This window comes from Klebsiella sp. MBT K-1, assembly GCF_002556465.1.
In the GTDB taxonomy this organism is placed as follows: Bacteria; Pseudomonadota; Gammaproteobacteria; order Enterobacterales; family Enterobacteriaceae; genus Klebsiella; species Klebsiella grimontii.
The window spans coordinates 18,356-37,451 of sequence record NZ_PDEL01000020.1 but is presented as its reverse complement, the minus strand read 5'-3'; the positions used below and the strand labels follow the sequence as shown (position 1 = coordinate 37,451).

At 55.1% G+C, this 19,096-nt stretch carries 17 protein-coding genes and 1 pseudogene; 12 read left to right on the top strand and 6 right to left on the bottom strand.

Annotated elements, in window-relative coordinates; all coding sequences use genetic code 11:
* Positions 1 to 130 precede the first annotated feature (130 nt).
* Positions 131 to 769 (bottom strand): hypothetical protein, encoded by a 639-nt coding sequence (locus CMQ96_RS24550; RefSeq protein WP_098067466.1) that lies wholly within the window; start codon positions 767 to 769, stop codon positions 131 to 133.
* A 253-nt stretch (positions 770 to 1,022) separates the two neighbouring features.
* Here CMQ96_RS24550 and vapB point away from each other — a divergent pair, with 253 nt between their 5' ends.
* The 4 genes from vapB (at position 1,023) to CMQ96_RS24535 (ending at position 2,434) form a co-directional block, all read left to right on the top strand.
* A complete protein-coding gene (gene vapB, locus CMQ96_RS24545) occupies positions 1,023 to 1,253 on the top strand; it encodes a type II toxin-antitoxin system VapB family antitoxin (protein WP_098067465.1) in 231 nt (76 codons plus the stop codon).
* On the top strand, positions 1,250 to 1,666 hold the full coding sequence (locus tag CMQ96_RS24540) for a PIN domain-containing protein (protein WP_098067464.1): 417 nt from the start codon (positions 1,250 to 1,252) through the stop codon (positions 1,664 to 1,666). The genes vapB and CMQ96_RS24540 overlap by 4 nt, the downstream gene beginning before the upstream one ends.
* A gap of 35 nt (positions 1,667 to 1,701) precedes the next feature.
* Complete coding sequence (locus tag CMQ96_RS28725) at positions 1,702 to 1,953, top strand: hypothetical protein (RefSeq protein ID WP_176519008.1); 252 nt, start codon at positions 1,702 to 1,704, stop codon at positions 1,951 to 1,953.
* 280 nt (positions 1,954 to 2,233) lie between these two features.
* Positions 2,234 to 2,434, top strand: coding sequence for a hypothetical protein (locus CMQ96_RS24535; protein ID WP_224231419.1), 201 nt, complete (start codon positions 2,234 to 2,236; stop codon positions 2,432 to 2,434).
* A gap of 137 nt (positions 2,435 to 2,571) precedes the next feature.
* Here CMQ96_RS24535 and CMQ96_RS24530 read toward each other — a convergent pair whose 3' ends face one another.
* Entirely contained in the window at positions 2,572 to 3,912 is a 1,341-nt protein-coding gene (locus tag CMQ96_RS24530; RefSeq protein WP_049085654.1) for a carbohydrate porin, read from the bottom strand.
* 123 nt (positions 3,913 to 4,035) lie between these two features.
* The gene (locus CMQ96_RS24525; protein ID WP_004132593.1) at positions 4,036 to 5,433 is read right to left on the bottom strand and encodes an MFS transporter; all 1,398 of its coding nucleotides are present in this window, start codon (positions 5,431 to 5,433) and stop codon (positions 4,036 to 4,038) included.
* 438 nt (positions 5,434 to 5,871) lie between these two features.
* On the opposite strand from CMQ96_RS24525, the gene CMQ96_RS24520 reads away from it, so the two are divergent.
* From CMQ96_RS24520 to CMQ96_RS24505, 4 genes are all read left to right on the top strand, one after another.
* The gene (locus tag CMQ96_RS24520; protein ID WP_049085676.1) at positions 5,872 to 6,903 is read left to right on the top strand and encodes a LacI family DNA-binding transcriptional regulator; all 1,032 of its coding nucleotides are present in this window, start codon (positions 5,872 to 5,874) and stop codon (positions 6,901 to 6,903) included.
* Positions 6,904 to 7,154: 251 nt separating this feature from the next.
* Complete coding sequence (locus CMQ96_RS24515; protein WP_004129307.1) at positions 7,155 to 8,084, top strand: dihydrodipicolinate synthase family protein; 930 nt, start codon at positions 7,155 to 7,157, stop codon at positions 8,082 to 8,084.
* A 143-nt stretch (positions 8,085 to 8,227) separates the two neighbouring features.
* A complete protein-coding gene (locus tag CMQ96_RS24510) occupies positions 8,228 to 9,076 on the top strand; it encodes a fumarylacetoacetate hydrolase family protein (protein ID WP_098067463.1) in 849 nt (282 codons plus the stop codon).
* Positions 9,077 to 9,188: 112 nt separating this feature from the next.
* Positions 9,189 to 10,478, top strand: coding sequence for an anaerobic C4-dicarboxylate transporter family protein (locus tag CMQ96_RS24505; RefSeq protein ID WP_049085656.1), 1,290 nt, complete (start codon positions 9,189 to 9,191; stop codon positions 10,476 to 10,478).
* Between the two features lie 166 nt (positions 10,479 to 10,644).
* On the opposite strand, the gene CMQ96_RS24500 is transcribed toward CMQ96_RS24505, so the two are convergent.
* A complete protein-coding gene (locus CMQ96_RS24500) occupies positions 10,645 to 11,130 on the bottom strand; it encodes a pyrroline-5-carboxylate reductase (RefSeq protein WP_053086601.1) in 486 nt (161 codons plus the stop codon).
* 110 nt (positions 11,131 to 11,240) lie between these two features.
* A pseudogene (locus tag CMQ96_RS28965) lies at positions 11,241 to 11,507 on the bottom strand (TolC family protein); the annotation flags it as partial.
* Positions 11,508 to 11,595: 88 nt separating this feature from the next.
* On the opposite strand from CMQ96_RS28965, the gene CMQ96_RS24490 reads away from it, so the two are divergent.
* The 4 genes from CMQ96_RS24490 to fabF all read left to right on the top strand — a co-directional run bounded on the left by CMQ96_RS24490 (position 11,596) and on the right by fabF (position 17,848).
* Positions 11,596 to 12,216, top strand: a complete 621-nt coding sequence (locus CMQ96_RS24490) for a TetR/AcrR family transcriptional regulator (protein ID WP_098067461.1) — start codon at positions 11,596 to 11,598, stop codon at positions 12,214 to 12,216.
* Between the two features lie 68 nt (positions 12,217 to 12,284).
* Positions 12,285 to 13,394 (top strand): efflux RND transporter periplasmic adaptor subunit, encoded by a 1,110-nt coding sequence (locus tag CMQ96_RS24485; RefSeq protein ID WP_098067460.1) that lies wholly within the window; start codon positions 12,285 to 12,287, stop codon positions 13,392 to 13,394.
* Entirely contained in the window at positions 13,391 to 16,480 is a 3,090-nt protein-coding gene (locus CMQ96_RS24480; protein WP_024359111.1) for an efflux RND transporter permease subunit, read from the top strand. Before CMQ96_RS24485 ends, CMQ96_RS24480 begins: the two co-directional genes overlap by 4 nt.
* 81 nt (positions 16,481 to 16,561) lie before the next feature.
* On the top strand, positions 16,562 to 17,848 hold the full coding sequence (fabF, locus tag CMQ96_RS24475) for a beta-ketoacyl-ACP synthase II (protein ID WP_098067459.1): 1,287 nt from the start codon (positions 16,562 to 16,564) through the stop codon (positions 17,846 to 17,848).
* A gap of 452 nt (positions 17,849 to 18,300) precedes the next feature.
* Here fabF and CMQ96_RS24470 read toward each other — a convergent pair whose 3' ends face one another.
* Entirely contained in the window at positions 18,301 to 19,047 is a 747-nt protein-coding gene (locus tag CMQ96_RS24470) for an NADPH-dependent F420 reductase (RefSeq protein WP_004132583.1), read from the bottom strand.
* Positions 19,048 to 19,096 lie beyond the last annotated feature (49 nt).

Genomic DNA, 19,096 nt, shown 5'->3' with positions numbered 1-19,096 from the left:
CTGGTTTTCGATATATAAATTTGACCGATAATACCTGTGTTTCATGTCCTGTCTATGCCTATGAAATTTAAAATTCCGATTATGCCTTTTTTCGGATCTCATGGAGAGGGGTTATAACTTTAATGCAAAATCATAACGGGCTGTTTTCATTAAGTCTGGTTATCTTCCAGACACGGTTGTTCATATTATCAATGCGATAATATACTTTGTTACTGACCGTGCTACCAACGGAGTAACCAGTCAGAGCGACAATGTAGAGATGATCCCCTTCTTTATCAGTGAAAGAATAGTAATCATCCAGAACATAACCGGTTGAGCTGGCGGCGGATTCCATTCTGTCGTCCCTGGCCTTCAGGCCCGGGGTATATTCGGTAATTGTTTTACCCGCATAGTGCTGCTCTATGTTTTCATGTTCCTCATGGCTTACGGTATAGGCCGAACTGGCAGGAAAATGCGTAAGTAGTTCACCCAGCGTTGGTTTTGTTTCATTAAACGGGATCATGTTGTGCTCAACCGTATAGGCTTTCAGCCAGCATGAAAATAAAGCATCTTCAGCAGTGTGGTAATCAGGATCTGAAAGACCGGGTAGATCTTTCACGATTTCACCCGCTTTACGCAGAGAAATAAAATCATTACAGGAAGACACCCGTGCCTGATTATGGTCATTCAAAACTCGTGTCAGCGGAGAATCATTAATTTCAAGCTCACCCGCAGCAAATACCGTTGTACTTACAAGTAACGTTGCAGCCATACACAGAAAACGTTTCATAAAACAGCCTCCATAAGCATCGAAGTATCCTGACCCTGGGCTGAAACGAAAGCAAGTGTCCGGTGAGAGATTAATTTCTTTTCCGTCCGTGCCTTTTTTCGGATCTCCGGTGTAAATGAGAGAATAAAGGATATGTTCAGCATATCCATATGTCTGACATCTGCATATGTAACACCTATACAATCACATCCGTCGGGCATGAACTTCACATATGCAATCAAGCGTCATACATGATCAGCACAGGAGGAAAACCATGCACACAGTTTCGATATTTAAAAACGGCAATAACCGCGCCATCCGTCTGCCCCGGGACCTGGATTTTGAGGGGGTCAGCGAGCTGGAGATCGTCCGGGAAGGGAACAGCATCATCCTGCGTCCCGTCCGGCCAACCTGGAGCTCGCTCGCCAGCCTGGAAAAAGCTGACGCTGATTTTCTGAAAGAGCGTGAGGATGTGGTCAGCGATGAAGGACGCTTTGAGCCATGAAGAAAACCTGGATGCTCGACACTAACATCTGCTCGTTCATCATGCGCGAGCAGCCGGAATCCGTGCTGAAGCGCCTGGAACAGGCGATGCTGCGCGGTGACCGCATCGTGGTCTCGGCCGTGACGTACGCCGAGATGCGCTTCGGCGCCACAGGCCCGAAGGCCTCGCCGCGCCATATTCAACTGGTAGACGCGTTATGCGCGCGCCTCGATGCTGTCCTGCCCTGGGAACACGCCGCGGTGGATGCCACGACGGACATCAAAGTGGCGCTGCGCCTCGTCGGGACGCCGATCGGCCCAAACGATACCGCGATAGCCGGACACGCCATCGCGGCCGGCGCCATCCTGGTGACGAATAATGTGCGGGAGTTTGAGCGCGTGCCGGGCCTGATACTGGAAGACTGGGTGAAATAATCCCGAAAATAAATTTCGTTGCGCAGACGACAGAAATGAATACTGAACACACGGACTACGGCTTACTTTTCAAAGAACCGGCTGAAGAAACCGACGGCGATATTGTTATTGATCTGGAACACCTTTCTCAGGAGCTTAAACTGGCCGCTATCCAGATTTTGCTGAATCAGATTGACCGTGAAACGGCAGAGGAAAACTGGCAGAAGTCATACAGCAACTTGAGTTTGATATCACCGCAGCAGAACTGTCAGCGTATCTTTTTAAACCGGGCCATGCCTGACAGATGACCCGGTCGCGTTATCAGTGAAGCCCGGTATTGGATTCTACTGCGGATTATAGAGCTGTGCCTCTGGCCGGTAGCGTCAGAGTCGTGATATCGACGCCTTCGAGTTTAAGTGGCTGGATTTTTCTTGCGATCCCCCCGGCATACCCGGTTAAGCTGTTTCGGCTGCGGGGCGAAACCGGAAAAATAGGCGTCCAGTCAGTCCTGCATCTGAGTGAACACCGGCAGACCGTGCTCAGTTACGCAGGGCAGGGAGTGACTGGCAGCATAAAGGTATTGCGCTCGTGCGCAGTTCTCTTATTTGTGAAGAACTGAAGCGTGGTTTGCTGATTAACCCGCTGAAAATACCGGTAAATACGCCGATTGCGTACTATCTGGTGTACGACGAGTCCGCGGTCTTGCAGAAGATTTGTCGGCGTTTCCGTGACTGGATAACCGCTACCGCGGCCAATGAATTTCCCGCGATAGACAAGAGGGCTAAATAAAGAAGCTGACTCCAGTTCTGTTCGTACTCTCTCAGAATCCCCTTTGACGTGGGGGATAAATGGGGAGATATTCGTCTCCCCGCGGAAGACACGTTGCTGGTCGAATACAGTAGGCCTGACGGCGGCAGCCCGTGTTATCAGAATTTCACGGTCACCTGATTGCCGATCACCCACGCGTTTTTAATCTCCTCGCTTCCTCCCGGGTGGGCCAGCAGCTGCAGGTTAGGGCGCACGGTCAGCCAGGGCGTAACGCGGAAGCTATAATGCAGCTCTGCGGCGTACTCGGCTTTGCGAACCGGGACATACAGGGGATTATCGTAATCCTCGATCCCCCGCATCTGGTTCAGGAGCTGCGCCCGACGGGCGACTCTGTCGTTGGCGTGCATTTTACTGACGCCGAAGCTGATAAAGTCCTGCGGACGACTGGCGAAAGGGCCTTTATAAATGGCGCCTGCCTGCATCTGATAGTCCATTGTCGCTGTATCTTTATCATTCATTGCCAGATGCGCGAAAAGGCTAAGGCCATTTTGTCGATGGCTGCTCGAGTGGGTAATTTGCTGGCTGATATAGAGATAACCTCCGTAGCGGCCGTCGTGTCGCCGGGCGGCCTGGTGCGTGAGGACATAGGGGTCGCCATTGTCATCATCCAGCACATCGTTGGCCTCCGCCGTGTTATACCAGCCCCCGAGTTTCCAGATGCCGGGGAGTTTTGCCGCGCCGAGGGTGGGTGAGTATCCCAGCTCAAAAAGGTACATGTACCCCAGATGCCCGGTTCCATCGAGCTCGAAGCTTCCGTGGCGGGTGGCGTAGTTAGGATTGTACTGAAACGCCCCGGCCTGGACGTATAGCGCTGGGGTAGGGCTGTATTTGACGCGGCCACCCCACTGGCCTATAGGGGTGTTATACCAGACGCCGCTGCCGTGTCCGGCTAAAGAACCGCACAGCGACAGGTTTTGAAAAAAGCAGCCGTTATTATCAAAATCCTCTCCTGGCGGCATCAGTCCCACCTTGATATCCAGCTTCTTCTCCCACCCGCTTTTTTTGAACCAAAACTGCGTCGCGTGCCATGTTTGCCCCCGCCCGTAGTTACTCTGGACACCGGAGCCTATTACCGGCGCGCGCGGATCCTGTAGCCGATCCTGAGTCAGATCTCGCCCGTTACGATTATTCACCGACGCTTTAAATTCACCGTCGCGAATACCTAAAATCTTTTCCAGGTCCATATCTACGCCGAGAATATACTGGTCGCTGTAGCGCAGGGTTTTATCGCGATCGTAACCGCCGGAAATATTCGTGGCCGTCATCGCGCTATATTCCAGCGTAAAATCATAGCCATGCTGACGCAGATCCGTCCTCACGCCTCCCCACTCTCCGGTCATATTTTTTGCTGTTGGAGAAAAAAGCGTATCGTTGGCCAGAGCCAGTAAAGGATAGAGAAATGCCAGCAGCATCATGCCGCTTTTAATGAGTGTGTTCATGTTTTTCACCGCCCGTTGATGAGCCAGGTCTATGAAGTGTTCCCGATAGGGCGCAGCTGAATCAGCCGACTACGCCGACCTCCTGTCAGAGGTGGCTCCGCGAATCCCGGAGCCACAGGCCGTCTATGGCGACAGCTCTTCTAACGATTTCCCTTTGGTTTCAATGGCAAAAATCCACGTAATCAAGCCGCCAATCAGCGCGATGACCGCGAAAGTGACAAACACAAAACGGATCCCGAAGCCGCTGACGATAAACCCGACCATTAATGGGCCAATGGATGACCCCGCGCGTAGCCATGCGCTGGAGTACGCGGTGCCAATGGCGCGTAGCCGGGTGGGATAAAGCTCAGCCGCATAGAGATAAAGCGAGAAGGCGATGGTCTGAAGAATGGCGTAGGTCATGCTTCCCAGAATCAGAATTTCAACGGCGGATTTTGCGCCCAGAACAGAAAGCGCAATCAGCGGAACGACGGCCAGTAAAAAGGCCCATGTGTACCAGCGCTTGCGCCCGACGCGGTCGATCAGCAAGGCGCAGATCACCGAAGCGACGACGCCGCAGGAGGAGGTGATCCAGCCGTAGGCCAAGCTGGTATCGAGGGAGAGGTTAAACCAGGTTTTGTAAAGGGTTGGGAACCAGGTGATCATTCCGTTGTTGACGCTGTAAACCGTCAGCCACAGCCCCCACAGCATAAAGGTGCGGGATTTATAAATACCGCCGAAGAGGGCCTTAACCCCTTCCGGAGCCGCTTTTTGCACCGCGGGGGCTTTTATTTCAGGTTCGGGCAACGTCATCCCACGCCTGATCACCTCAGATTCTAGCGTCGATACGACGTTGTCCGCTTCCTTCAGCCGACCTTTTGCAGCCAACCAGCGCGGTGATTCAGGCATCAGCCAGCGCAGTGGAACGGTCAGCGCTGAGGGAACTAAGCCAATTAAAAACATGACCTTCCATCCATAGATAGGCACCAGAAAATACCCCACCAATCCGGCAAACATCATGCCGATAGGGAAAATCACCTCATACAACAAAAAGAAACGCCCGCGCTTCTTTGCTCCGACAAATTCGTTGATATAGGCGCTGGCAACGGGAACCTCCGCACCGATACCCACCCCCTGTAAAAAGCGAATAATCAGAATTGACCAGCCGTTCCAGGCAAAAAGGCACGCCGCATCCATCAGAACGAACATGATGATGGTGATACGTAATACGCCGATACGGCCTATTTTTTCCGCCAGCGAACCAAAAAACAGCGCGCCGCACAGCTGGCCCACGTAGCTGGCCGCAATAATAAGACCGACAAACGTCGGCGTAAGGCCCCACTCCTGGGTGAGCTGGGGAAGCGCAAAAGCGATAGCAATAATGGTATAGGCATCGAAAAACGTCGATAAGCCGACGATAACGCGGATCGCCTTCAGCCGCCGGGTGATGGGCAGACGTTCCAGTCTTGCCAGCAGCGCGTCCGGTGTTGACGCCGTTCCGCTGGCAACGGCGTAATCTGAAGCAATGGCCTGAGTTGACATAGTATTACCCTGTTAAACGTTGTCTGGGGCATACACGTAAGGTTCTGAATAACAACAGGGCAACGGACCCTTATCCAAAGACGTGCTGCATATAATGCTCTCTGAATTCGTTTGTGGTAACGTTACTGCAATCGATTTCACTTTCAGTTAATCCTTTGCTGGATTCACCGCTAAGTCAATTGCGCCTGTTGTATAATTGTCGAGCAGTTCACAATCTGAAAAAACTAACCGGTAAAAAAACGAAGCGGTGAACGCAGGGCAAAGTGAATAAAAAGGGTCAATGAACGACCTGCCGGGCGCACCCAGGCAAAGTGAAGCACCATTCCTTTTGTCCGGGCGAGGTTTGACGTAAGATCCTTTAACCCCACGGTTTGCACGATGGTATCCGTTGAACGGGCAACACGGATTTTTACCCGCATTGATGAGTTGGAGCAGCAGATGGATCAAGAAAGTGAACTGAACGATTTGCCGGAAAAAAAGCTGGCGACAATGCGGGATGTTGCTCGCGCCGCGGGCGTTAGCGTCTCGACCGTTTCACGGGTACTCGATGAAAGATTACCCACCTCGCGCAGCGCCTCGGCAGATAAAATTCGCCAGGTTGCCCGAGAGCTGGGCTACCGTCGGGACTATGTTGCTTCCAGCCTGCGGCGCGGCGATACCGGGACGCTTGGCGTCCTGGTTCCCAGGCTAACCGATGCCGTCACCGCCATGCTTTTCGAAGAGATAGCCCGGGCCGCGGCCAGACGAGGGTATTTCGCGATTGTAGCGACCTGCGGGGATAGCAAGGAGCAGGAGAAAAACGCCGTTGAGTCGCTGCTGGATCGCCGCGTGGATGGGCTGATCATGTCCACCTGCCGGCTGGACGATCCGTTGCCGCAAGCCCTGCGTGAACGGGATGTTCCCCACGTACTGGCGCTGCGTACCGACGGTTTTAGCCCCTCATCGGTAGGCGACGATGAGCTTGGCGGCTATCTGGCTACCCGGCACCTGATCGATTTAGGTCACCGCGATATTGGCCTGATTGGCGGCCCTGATTTTGCCTCCAACGCGCGCAACCGGCGTAAGGGCTTTGAGCGGGCAATGCAGGAAGCCGGGCTCAGGATCGAAGCGGACTGGTGCTGCCATTCAGATTTTAACATCGCCTCGGGAGAGCAGCAGGGAATGAAAATTCTCAGCCAGCCTCACCGCCCAAGCGCGCTGTTTGCCGTCAATGACGAACTGGCGATTGGCGTCCTGGCGGCCGCGCACCAGCAGGGCCTGGTGATTGGCGAAGATCTCTCGCTGGTGGGATACAACGATATTCCGCTGGTGAGCAGACTGCCCGTGGCGCTGACTTCGGTCAGAACGCCGCTGGAGCATATCGCCAGCAATGCGGTTGATATGTTATTGAATCCAGAGATAAATAATAATATGCGGATTACCACGCCTTCTCTTATTCCCCGTAAGTCTACCGCGTCTCCACGTAAATAATCCGCCTGCGATCCTCCCCGGCTTTCCTGGAGAAAGCGGGGAGGGTTGAATTTTGTATAACGGATCTCATCCCGGATGCAGATTGCTGTTTAGTTTGTGATCTGCGTTGCATTTTTAACCAACACGGCGTTGACGGTTTTATTTTTGAGGTTCAATGTCAATTACGTGAAAACGATTGCAGAAACGATTTCACTTTCGTTTCAAATCATCGCTTAACTGCAAACAAATGCTTACTCATCAAGGGGATATTTATGATTAACATCGATCTGAGAGGTTTGACTCCGGCTCCGGTTACGCCATTCACTCGCGATGGACGCGTAGACTATGATGCCATTCAGCGCCTCGGTAACTGGCTCGGCAGCATCGACGGCGTGAAAGGTCTGGTGGTTCTGGGACACGCGGGGGAAGGGACTTTTCTGACCCAGGAAGAGCAGGCGAATGTGATCCGCGCATTTGTGAAGTCGGTGGATGATAAGCTTCCTATCATTGCCGGTATCACCGGGGAAGGGACCGAAGTGGCTGCGCTGGAGGCGAAGCGCGCCGTTGCCGCCGGGGCATCCGCAGGTTTGCTCTATCCTTCTCACGGTTGGCTGCGTTTTGGCTATCAGGATGGCGCCCCCCAGGATCGCTACCGCGTGGTGTATGAAGAAAGCGGCCTGCCGCTGATTCTTTTCCAGTATCCGGATGTCACTAAAGCCACCTACAACCTGAAAACCCTGCTGGATATCTCCGCGCAGCCGGGCGTATTTGCCATGAAAAATGGCGTACGTAATATGCGCCGCTGGGATACTGAAATTCCGGTGATTCGTCGCGAGCGTCCGGATCTGCAAATCTTAAGCTGCCACGATGAGTATCTGCTGCATACCGCGTTTGATGTGGATGGTTTCCTGGTCGGCTACGGTAATATCGCGCCTGAGCCGTTAATTGAAATGATTAAGGCGGGTAAAGCGGGCGATTACGTTAAAGCGCGTCAGCTGCACGATCGACTGCTGCCGGTGACCAAAAGCGTCTACCACCGCGGTTCTCACATGGAAGGTACCGTGGCCCTTAAACATGCGTTGGTTGCGCGAGGGATCCTTGAACATGCCACCGTTCGCTCTCCGCTGCTGCCGCTCGAGAATGGGGCTGAAAAAGAGATCCACGACGCCATGCGCGCCGCCGAGCTGGGCCGCGTCCGTTAATTCATTCTGAATCAGTTGTGAATCCGCAATGCAGAAATCGGCCTTACTGTATTGCGGATAATCGGTTACTTCGCCCCGGTATTATTTCATTCTCTTCATCATCACGTCGGGGCTTTCACCTCTGTCTCTTCCCAAGGTGATTTATGAAACTATTAAGCTTTCGCGTTAATGATAAAAATAAATATGGTCTGGCGACCGCCGATGGCGTCATCGATCTGCAGGCGCTGTTCCCTCAATATGGCAGTCTGCTTGAATTTCTGCCGCACCTTCATCTGCTTGATACTCTACCGCCGTCCGCGAAGAAAACGCATTATTCCTTCAACGAGATCGCTTTCCTGCCGGTCATTACTGAACCGAAAAAAATCATCTGCGCCGGCGTGAATTATCGCGATAAAAACGTTGCGGGTAACGAGAAGCCCGCGAATCCTGTGCTATTCATCCGCTTTGCGGATTCGCAGACCGGGCATCTGGCGCCGCTCCTCAAGCCGGAACGTAGCAATGAGTTTGACTATGAAGGCGAAATGGCGCTGGTGATCGGCCGGGGAGGGCGCAATATCCCTGCGCAGGAGGCGCTGCAGTATGTTGCCGGCTACAGCTGCTATATGGATGGCTCGGTGCGCGACTGGCAGCATGCCTGCTTTACCGGCGGGAAAAACTGGCCTGCAACGGGCGGCTTCGGCCCCTGGCTGGTGACGGCGGATGATATCCCCGACCCGCAAAATCTGAATATTACCACCCGGCTCAATGGCCAGACGGTGCAGCAGGATAATACGGGCAGCATGTTGTATTCAATTGCCGAACTCATTGCGTATATCAGCACCTTCAGCGCGCTCTCTCCGGGAGACGTTATCCTGACCGGCACCCCCGGCGGTATCGGAAAAAAACGTACGCCGCCGCTCTTTATGCAGCCCGGGGACAAGGTGGAAGTTGAGATTGAGCAGATCGGATGCCTGATTCACACCGTGTGCAGCGATGCCGCTGTATCGCGATAAATTGTCGTTCACCGGCAGGTTACATCCAAAGATATGGTGAGCGCGCGTTTGCGCGGCGGCCATGTCATCTTGCGAAGGGTTAATGCCGGACAGGGAGCCGTGGAGGCAATATATGATATTGGTCCAGTTTCTGGTGGTGCTGCTGTTTCTGTACATCGGCATGCGGGTTGGGGGGATCGGCGTGGGGTTTGCCGGCGGCGCCGGCGTGATTGTCCTCAGCGCGCTCGGCGCGACGCCGGGCGATATGCCGATGCTGGTTATCGTGTTTATCATGGTGGTGATCGTGGCGATTGCCGCCATGCAGGAGGCCGGCGGTATTGAATATCTTGTTGACCTCACCGAGCGCCTGCTGCGCCGCTATCCGCGATTGTTAGTCATCACCGCGCCGCTTTCCACCTGGCTATTAACCATGATGGCCAGCACCGGGCAGGTCTCCTTTGCCTGTATGCCGGTTATTGTCGGCGTGGCGAAAGAGAACAATATAAAACCCACCCGCGCGCTTGCTCTCTCCGTCAGCGCGTCTTTGCTGGGTATTGTGGCGTCGCCCATTTCCGCGGCGGTGATTTTTTTCTCGGGGATACTGGAGAAAGGGCATGACGGCTGGGGCTATATTGAGCTCATCGCGGTATCAATACCGTCCACCTTTCTTGCGCTGCTGGTCACCTCCTTTTTTTACCTGTTCTGGGACAGAATCCGCCAGCAGGATCGGCTCTGTGACAATCCGGTTCAGGTTAAGGCACGGACTGAGCGGGCTATCCCGCCCTATGCCGGTCGTTCGGTGCTGATCTTTATCGTTGGGCTGGTTGCGGTTCTGGCTTATGCGATTGTCACCAGTCCAAAATTAGGGCTGATTGCCCATCCGGTCATGAGCAGCGGGCAGGCGCGGGTAGGGGTGATGATGGGCGTTGCGCTGCTGATTGTGGTGTGCTGCCGGGTTAACGTCCACAAGGTCCCGTCCGGCTCGGTGTTTAAAACCGGGATGACCTCCTGCATCTGTATCCTTGGCGTCGCCTGGCTGGGTTCCACCTTTATGGACAGTAATCAACAGTGGCTGCAAAGCGCGGTCTCGTCACATTTATTGGATTCGCCCATCATGTTGGCGCTCATCATTATGGCGGCATCATGTTTCTTGTATTCGCAGGCGGCTTCAACAAAAATTTTATTCCCTGCCGCGCTGAGCATGGGCGTTGCTCCCGCTATTTTGGTCGCCTGCTTTCCGGCTACGGCTTCTCTTTTTATTTTGCCAAATTACCCGACGTTACTGGCAGCGGTAGAGCTGGACGATACCGGCTCCACCAAACTGGGCCGACATATTATCGATCACCCTTTTCTGCTGCCTGGCCTGGCATCGGTGCTGCTTTCTATTCTCTTCGCCGCGGGGCTGGCTCTTATAATTCGGTGAATCACGCCAATCTGGCCTGCGATAGGTTGGGGAGCAGGCCGGTGATTATCTCTAAAACATGGCGAAAATTGTCACGTTTATTCGAGGGGGGCAGATGAGCCGTTTTCAGGGAGTTATCATTCCCGTGCTGGTCAGAATTGTTGTAAAACCAAATAGAAATCACCGCTCAGACAGGGCCTTCGGTTGTTGAATCAAAATCCGATTCGTCGGCCGCCACTAAGAGCGGCCCTAACGAGGCAAACAGGCGCTGTATTTCTTCATCCGCTGCGGTGAGGATGACTGCGGATTGATTTATTCCATCACTATATGCCAGGCGTAATCTGACGCAGTTTGCAGGCTGGAATATCTCACGTAGGGTTCGGGACTGAATACCTGGTACAAGCGAAATCAGGGTGTGTGAATCGCGTAACCGCACACCGCGCGCGAGTTCATTTAAAGTATCAGGGTTAACGCTAATAATAATGACATCCGCTTCATCAATGACCGCCTGGTGATTGTCCAGGGTCCAGCAGGGAAATTTCCTTGCCAGCCTTTGAGCCCGTTCGCTGTTTGCCGGGGACAGAAACACCTGGGCGCCCGTTTCCGCCTGAAAGAATCCTGCGATCAGTTTTTCGCTTAACGCATCCACGCCCAGAACGCCTATTCTTTTCATTCGTCCCCCGGTTACGTGCATGAGAGGCGGCGAGATGACGCTCCGCCACGATAATATCCGGTCTCCGGCGAAGCAGGTCGGCCGGCATCCCCATAGAGGCGATCTGCGGGGGCCTGGGCCATCCGCGCGGTTGCCTGAGCAAGATCCCGATTCTGCGCGAGTGCGTCAGACACCAATGAACTCAACATCGGGTTGTTAAACCCTTCCCACCACACATCAAAACTGGCGATCCGCGAGGCGCTTCTTTGCTGGACGGCAGGCTGAGAGTGATAGTGCTTCAAAAGCGGTGCATCGGGACGATGATAATCCTGCCCGACGGCACAGCCCGCCAGTAAGCCAGCCGTTACGGCCAGGACAAGAGTGCGCAGGAGAAACATGATGTGCCTTGAGTCAACTTTGATTTGTGACTACATTACCAAATGGTCACAAGTTGTCAATCGAGGCCTTCTGGGCTAAGCTGGAAAAATGACAAAATACACAAATGCACACTCCTCACGGGGACCGTCGGACCATTGCGTCCGCGATCGGATTGTGGAAGCCGCTACGGAGCACTTCGGGTATTTCGGCTACGAGAAGACCACCGTGTCAGATCTGGCGAAAACGATTGGTTTTTCAAAAGCCTATATATACAAATTTTTCGATTCAAAACAGGCGATTGGAGAAGTCATTTGTGCTAACAGGCTGGCGAAAATCTCTGAGGTCGTCAATGACGCGATTGCCGATGCGCCTACCGCCTCCGAAAAGCTGAGGCGTTTATTAAACGCGCTGATCGAAGCCGGTAACGAGCTGTTCTTTCACGATCGCAAGCTTTATGACATTGCTGCCGTTGCCTCCCGGGAGCGCTGGCCTTCCGCCGCCGTCTATCAGCAGCAGCTGCGACAGCTAATACAGCACATCATTCAGGAAGGTCGGCAGGCGGGGGAGTTTGAACGCAAAACCCCGCTGGACGAGACCGCTGATGCCATCAGTCTGGTCATGCAGCCTTATATTTGCCCGTTACAGCTGCAATTTAACCTCGATACCGCACCCACTGCGTCCGTATTGCTATCCTCATTAATACTCAGAAGTTTAGCAATTCGAAAGTGACCATTGACTTAATTGGTCACATGAAAGAGTATGGTTCAACTGTCCTGTCAAAATGTTTAAGGAACTCCATGCTCAGGCTCAAATCAGCCCCTCTTGCCGTTTGCCTGCTGCCGTTTGCCCTCGCGGCCTGCGGTGACGTTTCCGGCACAGACGATCCCCGCACTCAGCCTCCTCTGGTCAGGTCTGCGACCGTAGTGAGTGCGATGGATGCCTCCCGCGCGTTTACCGGCGTTGTTGTCGCCCGCGTTCAAAGCGATCTCGGTTTCAGAGTGCAGGGCAAAATTCTTGAACGTCTGGTCGATACCGGTCAGAACGTCAAGCGCGGCCAGCCGTTGATGCGTCTGGATCCCGTGGACCTCGGCCTGCAGGCTCAGGCTCAGCAACAGGCTGTCGCGGCCGCACGGGCCCGCGCAAAACAAGCTGCGGCGGATGAGGCGCGTTACCGCGGTCTGGTCGCGGCAGGGGCGGTGTCGGCATCGGCCTACGACCAGATTAAGGCGGCCGCCGATACGGCCAAAGCTGAACTCAGTGCGGCTCAGGCCCAGGCGAATGTGGCGCAAAACGCGACGGGCTACACGGTGCTGCTGGCCGACGCCGACGGCGTGGTCATGGAGACTCTGGCTGAACCCGGTCAGGTGGTTAGCGCCGGTCAGCCGGTGGTTCGTCTGGCCAGAGCGGGCCAGCGTGAGGCCAGCGTGCAGTTACCCGAAACGTTACGTCCGGCTCCCGCAAGCGAGGCCGAGGCCATGTTGTACGGCACCGGTAAACAGACGGTCCCGGCGAAACTGCGTCTCCTTTCCGATGCGGCCGATCCGGTCACCCGCACCTTCGAGGCGAGATATGTGCTTGAAGGGGCGCTGGCGAATGCGCCGCTGGGATCCACCGTGACGCTGCACATTGCAGACGGTAAATTACCGAACCAGGTGATGCAGGTGCCATTAGCATCCCTCTACGATCCGGGCAAAGGGCCGGGCGTCTGGCAGATTTCAGGTCAGCCAGCCAAAGTGTCGTGGCGGTCCGTTCAGGTGCTGGGATTGAGTGATGATGCGGCGCAGGTATCCGGTAATCTCCAGCCTGGCGAGAAGGTGGTCGCGCTCGGGGCGCATCTGCTGCATGACGGTGAGGCCGTACGCATGGCTGTACAGAACGATGCCAGCGTCGCCGGGAGTCGGCCATGAGCGACGGCAAATTCAATCTTTCAGCGCTGGCCGTTCGCGAGCGTTCCATCACGCTGTTCCTCATTATCCTGATTACCGTGGCCGGGGTTCTGTCGTTTTTCGAACTGGGGCGCGCGGAAGACCCGCCGTTTACCGTCAAGCAGATGACGATTATTTCTGCCTGGCCGGGCGCTACCGCGCAGGAGATGCAGGATCAGGTTGCTGAACCGCTTGAAAAGCGGATGCAGGAGCTCAAGTGGTATGACCGTAGTGAAACCTACACCCGTCCCGGTCTGGCTTATACCATGCTGTCACTGCAGGACAGCACGCCGCCTTCACAGGTGCAGGAAGAGTTCTATCAGGCGCGCAAGAAGCTCGGCGATGAGGCCAAAAACCTGCCGGCAGGCGTTATCGGACCGATGTTCAATGACGAATTTTCCGACGTCACCTTCGCGCTCTTTGCGCTGAAGGCGAAAGGAGAGCCACAGCGGCTGCTGGTTCGCGATGCGGAATCGCTGCGTCAGCGTCTTCTGCACGTGCCGGGGGTGAAGAAGGTCAATATTATCGGCGAACAGGCCGAACGCATCTTTGTTTCGTTCTCGCATGACCGGCTGGCCACGCTGGGCGTTTCCCCTCAGGATATTTTCTCCGCCCTTAACAGCCAGAACGTCCTGACGCCCGCTGGATCGATTGACACTAAAGGACCGCAGGTCTTTATTCGCCTGGATGGCGCTTTTGACAAACTGGAGAAAATCCGCGAAACCCCCATTGTTGTCCAGGGCCGGACCCTGCAGCTATCGGACGTGGCGACCGTTGAGCGGGGCTACGAAGATCCGGCAACCTTCCAGATCCGCAACCAGGGGGAAACGGCGCTGCTGCTGGGCATCGTGATGCGGGACGGCTGGAACGGGCTGGATCTGGGTAAGGCGCTGGATGCGGAAACGGCCAAAATTAATGCGGGTATGCCGCTCGGCATGACCCTGACCAAGGTCACCGACCAGTCGGTCAACATCAGCTCCGCCGTTGACGAGTTTATGATCAAGTTCTTTGTCGCGCTGCTGGTGGTGATGGTGGTCTGTTTCGTCAGCATGGGGTGGCGCGTGGGCGTAGTGGTCGCCGCTGCCGTACCGTTAACGCTGGCGATTGTCTTCGTGGTGATGGAAGCTTCCGGTAAAAACTTTGACCGTATCACCCTGGGCTCGCTGATCCTGGCGCTCGGGCTGCTGGTCGATGATGCCATCATCGCCATCGAAATGATGGTGGTGAAAATGGAAGAGGGCTACGACCGCATCAAAGCCTCCGCCTATGCCTGGAGCCACACCGCCGCCCCGATGCTCGCCGGTACGCTGGTCACCGCCGTTGGTTTCATGCCTAACGGTTTTGCCCAGTCCACCGCCGGCGAATATACCAGCAACATGTTCTGGATCGTCGGTATCGCCCTTATTGCCTCCTGGATTGTCGCGGTGGTGTTTACGCCTTATCTGGGCGTGAAGATGCTGCCCGATATCAAAAAGGTAGAGGGGGGACACGCAGCGATTTACAACACCCGTCATTACAACCGTTTTCGCCGGTTGCTGGCCTGGGTTATCGCGCGCAAGTGGATCGTAGCGGGTACCGTGATTGCCGTCTTTACGGTCGCGATACTCGGCATGGGGCTGGTGAAAAAACAATTTTTCCCCACCTCCGACCGTCCTGAGGTGCTGGTTGAAGTGCAGATGCCCTATGGCACCGCTATCGAGCAGACCAATGCCACCGCGGCGAAAATCGAAGCCTGGCTGAGAAAGCAGAAAGAGGCAAAAATTGTCACCTCCTACATCGGGCAGGGGGCGCCGCGTTTCTTTCTGGCCATGGCCCCCGAGCTGCCTGACCCGTCATTTGCGAAAATAGTCGTGCTGACGGACAACCCGGAAGCCCGCGAGGCGCTTAAGTTCAGACTGCGTGAAGCGGTGGCCGGTGGACTGACGCCCGAGGCGCGCGTGCGCGTGACCCAGCTGGTGTTTGGACCCTATTCACCCTATCCGGTGGCTTATCGCGTCATGGGGCCTGACCCTACCACGCTGCGCGAAATCGCAGATAAGGTCGAAAAAGTGATGCAGGCCAGTCCAATGATGAGAACCGTCAACACCGACTGGGGGCCGCGAGTACCGGCGCTGCACTTCACGCTCAATCAGGATCGCCTGCAGGCGGTGGGGCTGACCTCGAATGCGGCCGCGCAGCAGCTTCAGTTCCTGCTTTCAGGGATTCCGATCACCTCGGTACGGGAAGATATCCGTTCGGTACAGGTCATGGGACGCGCGGCGGGGGATATCCGGCTTGACCCGGCAAAAATTGCCGGCTTTACCCTGGTGGGGGCTGCCGGGCAGCGCATTCCGCTGTCTCAGATTGGCGAGGTTGAGGTGCAAATGGAAGAGCCGGTTATGCGCCGTCGCGATCGTATTCCGACCATAACTGTCAGGGGGGATATAGCCGAAAATCTGCAGCCGCCGGATGTTTCTACCGCCATCACGAAGGCGCTGCAGCCGGTCATCGATACGCTGCCGGACGGATACCGCATCGAGCAGGCGGGTTCGATCGAAGAGTCCGGGAAAGCCACCAAAGCGATGGTGCCGCTGTTCCCTATCATGATTGCCATGACGCTGTTAATTATCATCCTGCAGGTGCGGTCGATGGCGGCGATGGTGATGGTCTTCCTCACCGCGCCGCTGGGGCTGATTGGGGTGGTGCCAACGCTGCTGCTCTTCAACCAGCCTTTTGGCATCAATACCCTCGTCGGGCTGATTGCGCTGTCCGGCATTCTGATGCGCAACACCCTGATCCTGATAGGCCAGATCCATCACAACGAGCAGGAGGGGCTGGCACCCTTCCATGCGGTGGTGGAGGCAACGGTGCAGCGGGCTAGACCAGTATTGCTGACGGCGATGGCGGCCATACTGGCGTTTATCCCGCTGACGCACTCGGTGTTCTGGGGGACGCTGGCCTACACGCTGATTGGCGGGACGTTTGGCGGCACCATTATCACGCTGGTGTTCCTGCCCGCCATGTATGCCATCTGGTTCAAAATACGTCCTGATACGCAGAAACCTGCGGAACCGCAGGCTGCAGTTTGACCGTGATGCACTAAAGAAAGGGTCGCCAGACGACGTTCCGGCGGCCCTGAAAATATCGACCCGAATGATGAGGATTTAACGATGGCTCTCAAAAGGCGAAAGCGAATAGTCGTAACCGGATGCGGTATGATCGGCCCTCTGGGATGTGATACAGAGATAGCCTGGCGCAGGCTTCTTAAAGGCCAATCGGGGATAAGGCGTCTTTCACCAGACGTCAGCGACGGAACCGGTGTCGCTGTCGCAGGCCTGGTACCTTCTGTTGTCGAAGATCCTGAAGCCGGCTATGACCCGGAGCGGTTTATACCGACAAAAGAACGAAAGAAAATGGACCGTTTCATTGAGTTTGCGCTCATGGCGGCCGAGGAAGCGCTGACGCAGGCAGGCTGGCGCCCGGTGGATGATGACTCGCAGCAACGCACAGCAACCATTATCGCATCCGGTGTGGGAGGATTCGGCGCGATTGCTGATGCGGTAAGGACTACCGATACGCGCGGCCCACGGCGACTATCGCCGTTCACTGCGCCCTCTTTTCTCGCCAATATGGCTGCAGGCCATATCTCGATCCGACATGGTTTCAGGGGGCCGCTTGGCGCGCCGATCACCGCATGTGCGGCTGGCGTGCAGGCGATTGGCGATGCGGCCAGGCTTATCAGAGGCGGCGAAGCTGATATCGCTATTTGTGGGGGGACGGAGGCCGCAATCGATCGCGTTACCCTGGGGTGCTTTGCCGCGGCGCGTGCGCTCTCCACCGGGTTTTCGGAAAACCCGGCTGAAGCGTCAAGACCCTTCGATCGCGATCGGGACGGGTTTGTTATGGCGGAAGGTGCCGGGTTATTAGTGATTGAATCTCTTGAGCACGCGCTTGCGCGCGGCGCGACCCCTCTGGCTGAACTGGTGGGATATGGCACCAGCGCCGATGCATGGCATCTTACCGCCGGGCCGGAAGACGGTAGCGGCGCACGTCGGGCAATTGAACTGGCTTTGGCTCAGGCGGAGGTGAAGGCCGATGAGATCCAGCACATCAACGCCCATGCCACCTCAACGCAGGTAGGAGACAAAGGCGAACTGGCGGCCATCAGGTCTGTGTTCGGCGGGGGATCGGCTGTCGCTATCAGTTCGACAAAATCTGCCACCGGCCATCTGCTGGGGGCCGCAGGGGGTGTTGAAGCCATATTTACCGTGCTTGCCTTACGCGATCAGGTTATACCGCCGACGTTGAATCTGCATCATCCGGATGAGGCGGGGCAGGGCCTGGATCTTGTCGCGTTAAAGGCCCGTCCTGCTGCTATAACCTATGCATTATCAAACGGTTTTGGTTTCGGTGGCGTCAATGCGAGTCTTCAGTTTCGTCGCTGGGAAACGACGTGATGGCGTGCCACGACTTAATCATGAAGCGTTTATTGATAAGAGCCCGGGGAGTCGTTTTTATTTTGGCCATTTGGTTCTTATCATCATAATTCAGCTTTATTTTTTTGTTGTCCGTGTCGTCTACAGAACAACGCCTGAATAAAGATATTGGCCTCAGTGCCCAACGCTAATTTCTGCATAATATAATAAAAGCTGTACTATTAACCACTGTCGCCACTGGCAGTGGTTTTTTTTATGGAAAAATATCGGTTAACCCTAAAGCCAAATAATGTCTTATTTGCTGTATAACAGGCATTCTTAGGGCGAGTGGCGATCTTAAAGCGTGGTTCACCTTTTCCAACAATGATTTGCAATGGATTGCTAAGCCAGCTTCTGACCATCGATTCTTCTAAAGAATGTGCATTTTGCCGCCGCTCAGGCAGGCACCGCTTTCGTCATCATCGGCAGCCACGTTATACAGGCCAGTTGATGGCTCGATTATTATCTATGATATCTTCGTGTGTTGGCGCCTCACCCAGCTTACCGAAGCTGGCATAAAGTAAAGGCAGACGGGCCCGTCCTTCTCCCTTTTTCGCCAGGGGGAAAGCGCGAAGCATGGTGGCAGCCTCCCAGTCACAACAATAGGATGGCGTGCACGGCTGCTGACGCCATGATTCAGCGATAGACCCGGAAAATACGGGGTCAAAGCCGGTATCGTTAACCAGGGACATCGTGACCTGTGCTGCGGCTGGATGATCTCCTGCTACTGCGACTGCCAGGCGACCGCGGCTCCCCTCAGGCAGTCCCAGTTCTGCCAGAGAGTCGGCGAGTATATTGTTGAAGGCTTTGATAACGGGATGCCCAATCTGCTCCTGAACCCATTCGCTTTCCGTCCGATCTTCATCCAGCGCAGCAATCTGCGGATCGCGCAGACCTGGATAATAGTTGCTCGTATCAATGACAGGGACATGTGGAGGTAAACCCGAGAAAAACCCATCAGGCAGGCTACTCACCGCCGGGAATGGAATGGACAGAATAACGGCATCTACGTCAGTCACTGCACCATATATGTCCGCCGGCACTGCGTTAATTTCACTGGCAAATTCCCTTACCGCGTCTAAACCGCGTGAATTTGCCACTTTTACCTCATGCCCAGCTTCGCTTAACTTACGTGCAAGCGTACCGCCAATATTGCCTGTACCAATTACGCCGATTCTCATCTTCACTCCTGAAGTCGTTTGCAATAGGGGGTACACTAATCCCTTACTG

Coding starts and splice junctions, on each gene's coding strand:
- CMQ96_RS24550 (WP_098067466.1), bottom strand. CDS start 769: ATGAAACGTTTTCTGTGTATGGCTGCAACGTTACTTGTAAGTACAACG.
- vapB (WP_098067465.1), top strand. CDS start 1,023: ATGCACACAGTTTCGATATTTAAAAACGGCAATAACCGCGCCATCCGT.
- CMQ96_RS24540 (WP_098067464.1), top strand. CDS start 1,250: ATGAAGAAAACCTGGATGCTCGACACTAACATCTGCTCGTTCATCATG.
- CMQ96_RS28725 (WP_176519008.1), top strand. CDS start 1,702: ATGAATACTGAACACACGGACTACGGCTTACTTTTCAAAGAACCGGCT.
- CMQ96_RS24530 (WP_049085654.1), bottom strand. CDS start 3,912: ATGAACACACTCATTAAAAGCGGCATGATGCTGCTGGCATTTCTCTAT.
- CMQ96_RS24525 (WP_004132593.1), bottom strand. CDS start 5,433: ATGTCAACTCAGGCCATTGCTTCAGATTACGCCGTTGCCAGCGGAACG.
- CMQ96_RS24520 (WP_049085676.1), top strand. CDS start 5,872: ATGGATCAAGAAAGTGAACTGAACGATTTGCCGGAAAAAAAGCTGGCG.
- CMQ96_RS24515 (WP_004129307.1), top strand. CDS start 7,155: ATGATTAACATCGATCTGAGAGGTTTGACTCCGGCTCCGGTTACGCCA.
- CMQ96_RS24510 (WP_098067463.1), top strand. CDS start 8,228: ATGAAACTATTAAGCTTTCGCGTTAATGATAAAAATAAATATGGTCTG.
- CMQ96_RS24505 (WP_049085656.1), top strand. CDS start 9,189: ATGATATTGGTCCAGTTTCTGGTGGTGCTGCTGTTTCTGTACATCGGC.
- CMQ96_RS24500 (WP_053086601.1), bottom strand. CDS start 11,130: ATGAAAAGAATAGGCGTTCTGGGCGTGGATGCGTTAAGCGAAAAACTG.
- CMQ96_RS24490 (WP_098067461.1), top strand. CDS start 11,596: ATGACAAAATACACAAATGCACACTCCTCACGGGGACCGTCGGACCAT.
- CMQ96_RS24485 (WP_098067460.1), top strand. CDS start 12,285: ATGCTCAGGCTCAAATCAGCCCCTCTTGCCGTTTGCCTGCTGCCGTTT.
- CMQ96_RS24480 (WP_024359111.1), top strand. CDS start 13,391: ATGAGCGACGGCAAATTCAATCTTTCAGCGCTGGCCGTTCGCGAGCGT.
- fabF (WP_098067459.1), top strand. CDS start 16,562: ATGGCTCTCAAAAGGCGAAAGCGAATAGTCGTAACCGGATGCGGTATG.
- CMQ96_RS24470 (WP_004132583.1), bottom strand. CDS start 19,047: ATGAGAATCGGCGTAATTGGTACAGGCAATATTGGCGGTACGCTTGCA.